Origin of the sequence: Streptomyces sp. CAI-85, assembly GCF_013363615.1 — a bacterium.
Classification (GTDB): domain Bacteria; phylum Actinomycetota; class Actinomycetes; order Streptomycetales; family Streptomycetaceae; genus Streptomyces; species Streptomyces antibioticus_B.
In genome coordinates this window covers 1-8,468 of the sequence record NZ_JAANNX010000115.1, presented here as the reverse complement: position 1 = coordinate 8,468, position 8,468 = coordinate 1, and the positions used below count along the sequence as shown (strand labels likewise).

At 71.9% G+C, this 8,468-nt stretch carries 7 protein-coding genes; all 7 read left to right on the top strand.

Features of this window, described 5'->3' with window-relative positions:
• Window positions 1–152: 152 nt before the first annotated feature.
• On the top strand, window positions 153–653 hold the full coding sequence (locus G6W55_RS39150) for a response regulator (RefSeq protein ID WP_375372507.1): 501 nt from the start codon (window positions 153–155) through the stop codon (window positions 651–653).
• A gap of 108 nt (window positions 654–761) precedes the next feature.
• Window positions 762–1,856, top strand: coding sequence for an ArgS-related anticodon-binding protein NrtL (gene nrtL / locus G6W55_RS36405; protein ID WP_175524898.1), 1,095 nt, complete (start codon window positions 762–764; stop codon window positions 1,854–1,856).
• Between the two features lie 22 nt (window positions 1,857–1,878).
• A complete protein-coding gene (gene lysA / locus G6W55_RS36400; protein ID WP_175524897.1) occupies window positions 1,879–3,270 on the top strand; it encodes a diaminopimelate decarboxylase in 1,392 nt (463 codons plus the stop codon).
• Between the two features lie 171 nt (window positions 3,271–3,441).
• Window positions 3,442–4,734 (top strand): homoserine dehydrogenase, encoded by a 1,293-nt coding sequence (locus tag G6W55_RS36395; protein ID WP_030784577.1) that lies wholly within the window; start codon window positions 3,442–3,444, stop codon window positions 4,732–4,734.
• Between the two features lie 6 nt (window positions 4,735–4,740).
• Window positions 4,741–5,799, top strand: a complete 1,059-nt coding sequence (gene thrC / locus G6W55_RS36390; protein ID WP_175524896.1) for a threonine synthase — start codon at window positions 4,741–4,743, stop codon at window positions 5,797–5,799.
• A gap of 376 nt (window positions 5,800–6,175) precedes the next feature.
• Window positions 6,176–7,120 carry a homoserine kinase gene (thrB, locus tag G6W55_RS36385; RefSeq protein WP_175524895.1) on the top strand — a complete coding sequence of 315 codons (945 nt, stop codon included), beginning with the start codon at window positions 6,176–6,178 and terminating at the stop codon, window positions 7,118–7,120.
• 405 nt (window positions 7,121–7,525) lie between these two features.
• Window positions 7,526–8,468: Rho termination factor N-terminal domain-containing protein (locus tag G6W55_RS36380; protein WP_175524894.1), on the top strand; the 943-nt coding region annotated here is incomplete at its 3' end.

The window sequence follows — 8,468 nt, the reverse complement described above, 5'->3', positions numbered from 1 at the left end:
ACCTGCGCACACGGCTCCGGAGGCCGTTGCTCTATCCCCTGAGCTACGGGGGCGTGTCGGCCGGTTGGTGTTGCTCGCGGCGACGGGTAGAACACTACCAGCTTGGTCGGGGTGGTCATGAACGGGTTTCCGGGGGGTGTCCCCCGCACGGGGTGGAAGTGGGGAAAACCCGGACGCGGTGGCCGGTGCGGACCTACTCTCGAGTTGTGTCAGGCGCGTCGGGCCGGGTGCTTGTTGTCGACGACAACAAGGTCATCCGGCAACTGATCAGGGTCAATCTCGAGCTGGAGGGCCTCGAGGTCGTGACCGCATCCGATGGTGCCGAGTGTCTGGATGTCGTTCATCAGGTGCGACCGGATGTCGTCACCCTCGATGTCGTCATGCCTCGACTGGACGGTCTGCGGACCGCCGCTCGGCTGCGTTCCGATCCGAGGACGCGTGACCTTCCCCTCGCCATCATCAGTGCGTGTACCCAGTACGAGGTCGAGACCGGGCTTGAGGCCGGCGTCGACGCGTTTCTCTCCAAGCCGTTCGAGCCACATCAACTCGTCGCCCTTGTCAAGCAGTTGTTGACGGAGGGGCGGTCGGGGAGTGGTGTCCTCGGGGGCGAAGGGCTCGGGCTCGCCGCCGGGCAGGGGGGTATCCCCGAATAGGTGGCGCCCAGGCGGCTTCCTCCGCTCGCCTCACCCCCACCGTCCACATCCCGGGACCACCCCAAACCGGCTCGCGTACCCACCCCCCTCCTCCCCTACGCTGGTCCCGTGACCCCCGTCGAGCTCTCCCGTACCGTGCTGGGCGCGGTGCGTCGTGCCGTGGATGCCGGGGAGCTGAGGGTCGACGTACCCGAGCGGGCCGTCGTCGCGCCGCCCGGGGCCGGAGGCGTGGGGGACTACGCCACCAACATCGCCCTCCAACTCTCCCGGCCCGCCGGACAACCCCCCTTGCGCGTCGCCGAGCTGCTGCGGCCGCACCTCGTCGACGCCGACGGCATCACCGGCGTCGAGATCACCGGGCCCGGTTTCCTCAACATCCGGCTCGATCAGGGCGTCGCCGCCGCGCTCGTCCGGCGGATTCTGGACGAGGGACCGGCGCGCTACGGGCACAGTGACGCCCTCGCCGGTCAGGTCTATGTGTTGCGCGTGCCGTACGAGGTCCGTGCCGAGGTCGTCGCCGACGTCCTCGCCCGGATGGTCGCCTCGCAAGGCGCGCGAGTCGAGATCCGGCAACAGAAGCAGCAGGAGCAACAGAAGCAGCAGAAGCAGCAGGAGCAGCAGACGCTTCATAAGGACGACACACACGAGATCCTCGACGTCCACCCCGTCCCCGCCACCCAAGACCCCACCCCCCTCGGCCCCGACGCCGCCCGCTGGGCCCTGCTCCATCCCGCCCCCTCCGACCGGCCCCGCATCACCGCCGCCGATCACCTCGTCCAGCGGGAGGGCAACCCCCTCTTCCGGGTCCGTTACGCCCACGCCCGCACCCGGGCCGTCGTCCGTAACGCCGCCGACCTCGGCTTCACCCCAGAACCCGGCGCCGCAGAACCCCGCACCCCCCTCCTCCCCCTCCTCACCGACTACCCCCGCATCCTCACCACCGCCACAGGCACAGGCACCGGCACCACCGCCACCCCCCACCCCCGCCCCATCGCCAACGCCACCGCCGCCCCCGCCCGCCTCGCGCGGCATCTGGTCGTCGTCGCCGACGCCGTGCTCGATCTGCTCCCCGTCACCCTGCCCCGGGGGGACGAGAAACCCACGGCCGCCCACCGCGCCCGGCTCGCGCTCGCCGAAGCCGCCGGGACGGTGCTGGCCGGTGGCCTGTCCCTGCTCGGCATCGACGCACCCGACCATCTCTGACATCCCCGGAGAGCACGCCCAGATGAGCCGTTCCGCCCACCCCGCCGGGCCCCGCCACGCCGATGTCCTCCCCGAGGGCCACTACTCCGCACCGCCCGCCGACCTCAACGCCCTGGACGCCAAGGTCTGGGCGCAGACGGTCACCCGTGACGAGCACGGTGTCGTCACCGTCGGCGGTGTCGACGTCAAGGCGCTCGCCGAGGAGCACGGCACGCCCGCCTACGTCCTCGACGAGAGCGACTTCCGGGCCCGCGCCCGTGCCTGGCGCACCGCCTTCGGGGCCGACGCCGACGTCTTCTACGCCGGCAAGGCGTTCCTGTCCCGGGCCGTCGTGCGCTGGCTGCACGAGGAGGGGCTGAACCTCGACGTCTGCTCCGGCGGCGAACTCGCCACCGCCCTGTCCGCCGGGATGCCCGCCGACCGCATCGCGCTGCACGGCAACAACAAGTCCACGCGGGAGATCGAGCGGGCGATCCGCGCCGGCGTCGGGCGGATCGTGCTCGACTCCTTCCAGGAGATCGTGCGGGTCGCGCACATCGCGCAGTCCCTCGGCAAGCGGCAGCGGGTGCAGATCCGGATCACCGTCGGCGTCGAGGCGCACACCCACGAGTTCATCGCGACCGCCCACGAGGACCAGAAGTTCGGGATCCCGCTGGCCGGCGGGCAGGCCGCGGAGGCCGTACGGCGGGCGCTGAAGCTCGACGGTCTCGAACTGATCGGGATCCACTCCCACATCGGGTCGCAGATCTTCGACATGTCCGGCTTCGAGGTCGCCGCGCACCGCGTCGTCGGGCTGCTCAAGGCCATCCGTGACGAGCACGGCGTCGAGCTGCCGGAGATCGACCTCGGCGGCGGGCTCGGCATCGCGTACACGAGCGCCGACGACCCGCGCGAGCCGCACGAGATCGCCAAGGCGCTCACCGAGATCGTCACCCGTGAGTGTGAGGCGGCGCGGCTGCGGACGCCGCGGATCTCCGTCGAGCCGGGGCGCGCGATCGTCGGTCCCACGGCGTTCACGCTGTACGAGGTCGGCACCGTCAAGCCGCTGGACGGGCTGCGCACGTACGTCTCCGTCGACGGCGGGATGTCGGACAACATCCGCACCGCGCTCTACGACGCCGAGTACAGCGTGGCGCTCGTCTCCCGCACCTCGGACGCGGCCCCGATGCTCGCGCGGGTCGTCGGCAAGCACTGCGAGAGCGGGGACATCGTGGTCAAGGACGCGTTCCTGCCGGGGGACCTGGCGCCGGGCGACCTGATCGCCGTACCGGCGACGGGCGCGTACTGCCGGTCGATGGCGAGCAACTACAACCATGTGCCGCGGCCGCCGGTGGTCGTGGTGGCCGACGGTGCGTCGCGGGTGATCGTGCGCCGGGAGACGGAGGAGGATCTGCTGCGGCTCGACGTCGGGTGAGCACGCAGAGGCTCAGCAACGGCCCCGGGGGGAAATCTTTCGTCCCGGCGGGCCGTGAAAATGAAATACATGTCTCACGATCCGGACCAAGGGCAGAAACTGCGGTCCGGTGAGTGAGACTGGACCAACCGTACTGGACCAGCCGTAGACGGTATGAGGAAACGAGGTCGGATGATGCGTACGCGTCCGCTGAAGGTGGCGCTGCTGGGCTGTGGAGTGGTCGGCTCAGAGGTGGCGCGCATCATGACGACGCACGCCGACGACCTCGCCGCGAGGATCGGCGCCCCGGTGGAGCTCGCGGGCGTGGCCGTACGGCGGCCCTCCCGGGTCCGTGAGGGCATCGACCCCGCGCTCGTCACCACCGACGCGACCGCCCTGGTCAAACGCGGCGACATCGACGTGGTCGTCGAGGTCATCGGCGGCATCGAGCCGGCCCGCACCCTCATCACCAGCGCCTTCGAGCACGGCGCCTCCGTCGTCTCCGCCAACAAGGCCCTCCTCGCCCAGGACGGCGCCGCCCTGCACGCGGCCGCCGGCGAGCACGGCCGGGACCTCTACTACGAGGCCGCCGTCGCCGGCGCCATCCCGCTGATCCGGCCGCTGCGCGAGTCCCTCGCCGGCGACAAGATCAACCGCGTCATGGGCATCGTCAACGGCACGACCAACTTCATCCTCGACAAGATGGACTCCACGGGCGCCGGCTACCAGGAGGCCCTCGACGAGGCCACCGCCCTCGGCTACGCGGAGGCCGACCCGACCGCCGACGTCGAGGGCTTCGACGCCGCCGCCAAGGCCGCCATCCTCGCCGGGATCGCCTTCCACACGCGCGTGCGCCTCGACGACGTCTACCGCGAGGGCATGACCGAGGTCACCGCGGCCGACTTCGCCTCCGCCAAGGAGATGGGCTGCACCATCAAGCTGCTCGCCATCTGCGAGCGCGCCGCCGACGGGGGATCCGTGACCGCGCGGGTGCACCCCGCCATGATTCCGCTGAGCCACCCGCTCGCCTCGGTGCGCGGGGCCTACAACGCCGTGTTCGTCGAGTCGGACGCGGCCGGGCAGCTCATGTTCTACGGCCCCGGCGCCGGCGGTGCTCCCACCGCCTCCGCCGTGCTCGGCGACCTGGTCGCCGTCTGCCGCAACCGGCTCAGCGGGGCGACGGGGCCCGGCGAGTCGGCGTACGCCGCCCTGCCGGTGTCGCCCATGGGCGAGGTCGTCACGCGCTACCACATCAGCCTGGACGTGGCCGACAAACCGGGTGTTCTCGCCCAGGTGGCCACCGTGTTCGCGGAGCACGGGGTGTCCATCGATACGGTGCGCCAGCAGGGCAAGGACGGCGAGGCATCCCTGGTCGTCGTCACCCACCGCGCGTCCGACGCCTCCCTCACCGGGACCGTCGAGGCGCTGCGCAAGCTCGACACCGTGCGGGGTGTCGCCAGCATCATGCGGGTTGAAGGAGAGTAACCAGCAATGACCCACCAGTGGCGCGGAATCATCGAGGAGTACCGGGACCGGCTGCCGGTATCCGCCAGCACGCCCGTCGTGACGCTCCGCGAGGGCGGCACGCCTCTCGTGCCCGCGCAGGTGCTCTCCGAGCGCACGGGCTGCGAGGTCCACCTGAAGGTGGAGGGCGCCAACCCGACCGGGTCCTTCAAGGACCGCGGTATGACCATGGCCATCACCCGGGCCAAGGAGGAGGGCGCGCAGGCCGTCATCTGCGCCTCCACCGGCAACACCTCCGCCTCCGCCGCCGCGTACGCGGTGCGGGCCGGGATGGTCTCCGCCGTACTGGTGCCGCGCGGGAAGATCGCGCTCGGCAAGATGGGCCAGGCCCTGATCCACGGCGCCAAGATCCTCCAGGTGGACGGCAATTTCGACGACTGCCTCACCCTCGCCCGTGAGCTGAGCGACAACTACCCGGTGGCGCTGGTCAATTCGGTCAACCCGGTGCGCATCGAGGGCCAGAAGACGGCCGCGTTCGAGATCGTGGACATGCTGGGCGACGCCCCGGACGTCCATGTCCTGCCGGTCGGCAACGCGGGCAACATCACCGCGTACTGGAAGGGCTACACGGAGTACGCGGCCGACGGTGTCGCCGCGCGCAAGCCCCGTATGTGGGGCTTCCAGGCGTCCGGCAGCGCCCCGATCGTGCGCGGCGAGGTCGTCAAGGACCCGTCGACGATCGCCACCGCCATCCGGATCGGCAACCCGGCGTCCTGGGCGCACGCGCTGGCCGCGCGGGAGGAGTCCGGCGGGTTCATCGACGAGGTGACGGACCGTGAGATCCTGCGCGCCTACCGGCTGTTGGCCGCGCAGGAGGGCGTCTTCGTGGAGCCCGCGTCCGCCGCGTCGGTGGCCGGTCTGCTGAAGGCCGCCGAGCAGGGCAAGGTCGACCCGGGCCAGACGATCGTCTGCACGGTCACCGGCAACGGCCTCAAGGACCCGGACTGGGCCGTCGCCGGCGCCCCGCAGCCGGTCACCGTCCCGGTCGACGCGGCGACGGCGGCCCAGCGCCTCGGCCTGGCATAGGTCGTCCGCGCGACCCCGGACGACCCGCGCACGACCGTGTGTGAGCTGTGCACGACCCATGAGCGACCCGGCGGGGGATTCCCCCGCCGGGGGTGCACAGGGGGCTTGCGACACGCATCGTGCGCCTCCTGTGCGCCCTATGTCGCCGCGGAACCTTCCTTCGATAGGCTGTACCGAACCCGCCCGCCGCATATGCCGCAGTGCCGTGCGTCGGCCGCGCCGGCCGTCCCGTCGGCGCCAGGGCCCTCACCCACCCCCTCGCCTGTCCTACGACAGTCTCGACACACCCCCGACCGTCACGACCTCGACCGTCACGACATCCCGACAGTCACGCAGCTCAGCGACAGTCCCGCAGCTCAAGGAGAGTCATCGCGAGATGGCCGGTCCCGCCTTCCGCGCCGCCGCCGTACGGGTGCGCGTCCCCGCCACCAGCGCCAACCTCGGCCCGGGCTTCGACGCCTTCGGCCTCGCGCTGGGGCTCTACGACGACGTCGTCGTCCGGGTGGCCGACTCCGGGCTGCACATCGACATCGCGGGTGAGGGCAGCGAGACGCTGCCGCGCGACGAGAAGCACCTCCTCGTCCGCTCCCTGCGCACCGCCTTCGACGTCCTGGGCGGCCAGCCGCGCGGCCTCGAGATCGTCTGCGCCAACCGCATCCCGCACGGCCGGGGCCTCGGTTCCTCCTCCGCCGCGATCTGCGCCGGCATCGTCGCCGCGCGCGCGGTGACCATAGGCGGCGAGAGCAGGCTCGACGACACCGCGCTGCTGGAGCTGGCCACCGAGATCGAGGGCCACCCGGACAACGTCGCGGCCTGTCTGCTCGGCGGATTCACCTTGTCCTGGATGGAGTCGGGCGCCGCGCGCGCGATCAGGATGGAGCCCGACGATTCCATCGTTCCGGTGGTTTTCGTCCCCGGTAAGCCGGTCCTGACCGAGACGGCGCGCGGACTGCTCCCGCGCTCCGTGCCGCACGTCGACGCCGCCGCCAACGCGGGCCGTGCCGCCCTGCTCGTCGAGGCGCTGACCAACCGTCCCGAACTGCTGCTGCCCGCCACCGAGGACCGGCTGCACCAGGAGTACCGCGCCCCCGCCATGCCGGAGAGCGCCGCCCTGGTGGAGCGGCTGCGCGGCGACGGGATCCCCGCGGTCATCTCCGGTGCCGGGCCCACCGTGATGGCGCTCGCCGACGCCGCCACGGCCGACAAGGTCGAGGCCCTGGCGGGCACGGACTGGGCGGCGAACCGGCTGGCCCTGGACCTCGAGGGGGCGAGCGTGCTGCCGCTCGCGCCGGTGGGTGACACGCGTTCCGGCGACATTTAGTGCACGGTTGCCGGATTTCGAGAGGGGGAATGTTTGTTGGATCCGGTAGTGTTAACCTCAAGTCTGCACCCGACCCCACCATGGCGAGGTGCTTCGTGTCCCCGTCCGGGACAGACATTCTTCCGGGAGCTCCCCAAGCCGCACTGCGTTCCGTATGTCGTATCTGGGCAGTACGCCGTACACCGACGCTGAGCGGTCTGCCGGGCACGCTCCGGAATCGGTGCTACCACGCCTCGTGACACTCGATGCCACGGATCGTCGGGGAAGCACCATCACCAGCAAATTTTCCTCCGCCGCTTTGAGCGGACCACCGCCCCGGCTTCGCCTCAGCAAGGACCGAAGTCGGACAGCACAACCGGTCGCCGAGCCAGACAGGCCGACGTCCGCTCCAGGGAAGGACCCTTCGTGAGCGACACCACCGATCTGATGGGCGCACGTGTCGAGGAGACCGCTGCCGCGCCCGCCACGGACGCCTCCGCGCCTGCCGGCGGTGCCGGCTCCCGGCGGCGCCGCGGTACCGGCCTCGAGGGCATGGTGCTGGCGGAGCTTCAGCAGGTAGCTTCCGGCCTCGGTATCAAGGGCACCGCGCGGATGCGCAAGAGCCAACTGATCGAGGTCATCAAGGAGGCGCAGGCCGGCGGCGGCGCCGCGCCGGCGAAGGCCGACGCTCCGGCCGCCGAGACCAAGCCCAAGCGCCGCGCCACCTCCAAGGCGCGCACCGGTGACGAGTCCGCCGAGAAGAAGGCGGACGCCCCCAAGGCCGCCGAGGCCCCCGCCGAGAAGGCCGTGGCCCAGCAGCAGATCGAGATCCCCGGCCAGCCGGCCGGCGGCGCCCGCGCCGGTGACACCGAGCGCGCCGACGCCCCCGCCGAGCGCCGCCGTCGCCGCGCCACCGCCGAGGCGGGCAGCCCCGAGACGGTCGTCGCCGAGGCCAAGGCCGAGACCAGGACCGAGGCGCCCGCGCAGCCGCAGGGCGACGCCAAGACCGCCGACGGCGAGGCCGACGGCCGCCGCCGGGACCGCCGTGAGCGCGGCCGCGACCGTGAGCGCGGCGGCGACCGTGACCGCGGTGGCGACCGCGGCGACCGCCGTGGCAAGGGCGACGAGCAGCAGGGCGGCGGCCAGCAGCGCGGTCAGCAGACCCAGCAGCAGAGCCGTCAGGACCGCAACTCCGGCCCGCAGGACGACGACGACTTCGACGGCGGCCGCCGTGGCCGCCGGGGCCGTTACCGCGACCGCCGCGGCCGTCGCGGGCGCGACGAGATCGGCACCGCCGAGCCGCAGCTCGCCGACGACGACGTCCTGATCCCCGTCGCGGGCATCCTGGACATCCTCGACAACTACGCGT

What these genes read in the sequence shown, in the direction of transcription:
- lysA (WP_175524897.1), top strand. Translation starts at nt 1,879, where the DNA reads ATGAGCCGTTCCGCCCACCCCGCCGGGCCCCGCCACGCCGATGTCCTC.
- G6W55_RS36395 (WP_030784577.1), top strand. Translation starts at nt 3,442, where the DNA reads ATGATGCGTACGCGTCCGCTGAAGGTGGCGCTGCTGGGCTGTGGAGTG.
- thrC (WP_175524896.1), top strand. Translation starts at nt 4,741, where the DNA reads ATGACCCACCAGTGGCGCGGAATCATCGAGGAGTACCGGGACCGGCTG.
- thrB (WP_175524895.1), top strand. Translation starts at nt 6,176, where the DNA reads ATGGCCGGTCCCGCCTTCCGCGCCGCCGCCGTACGGGTGCGCGTCCCC.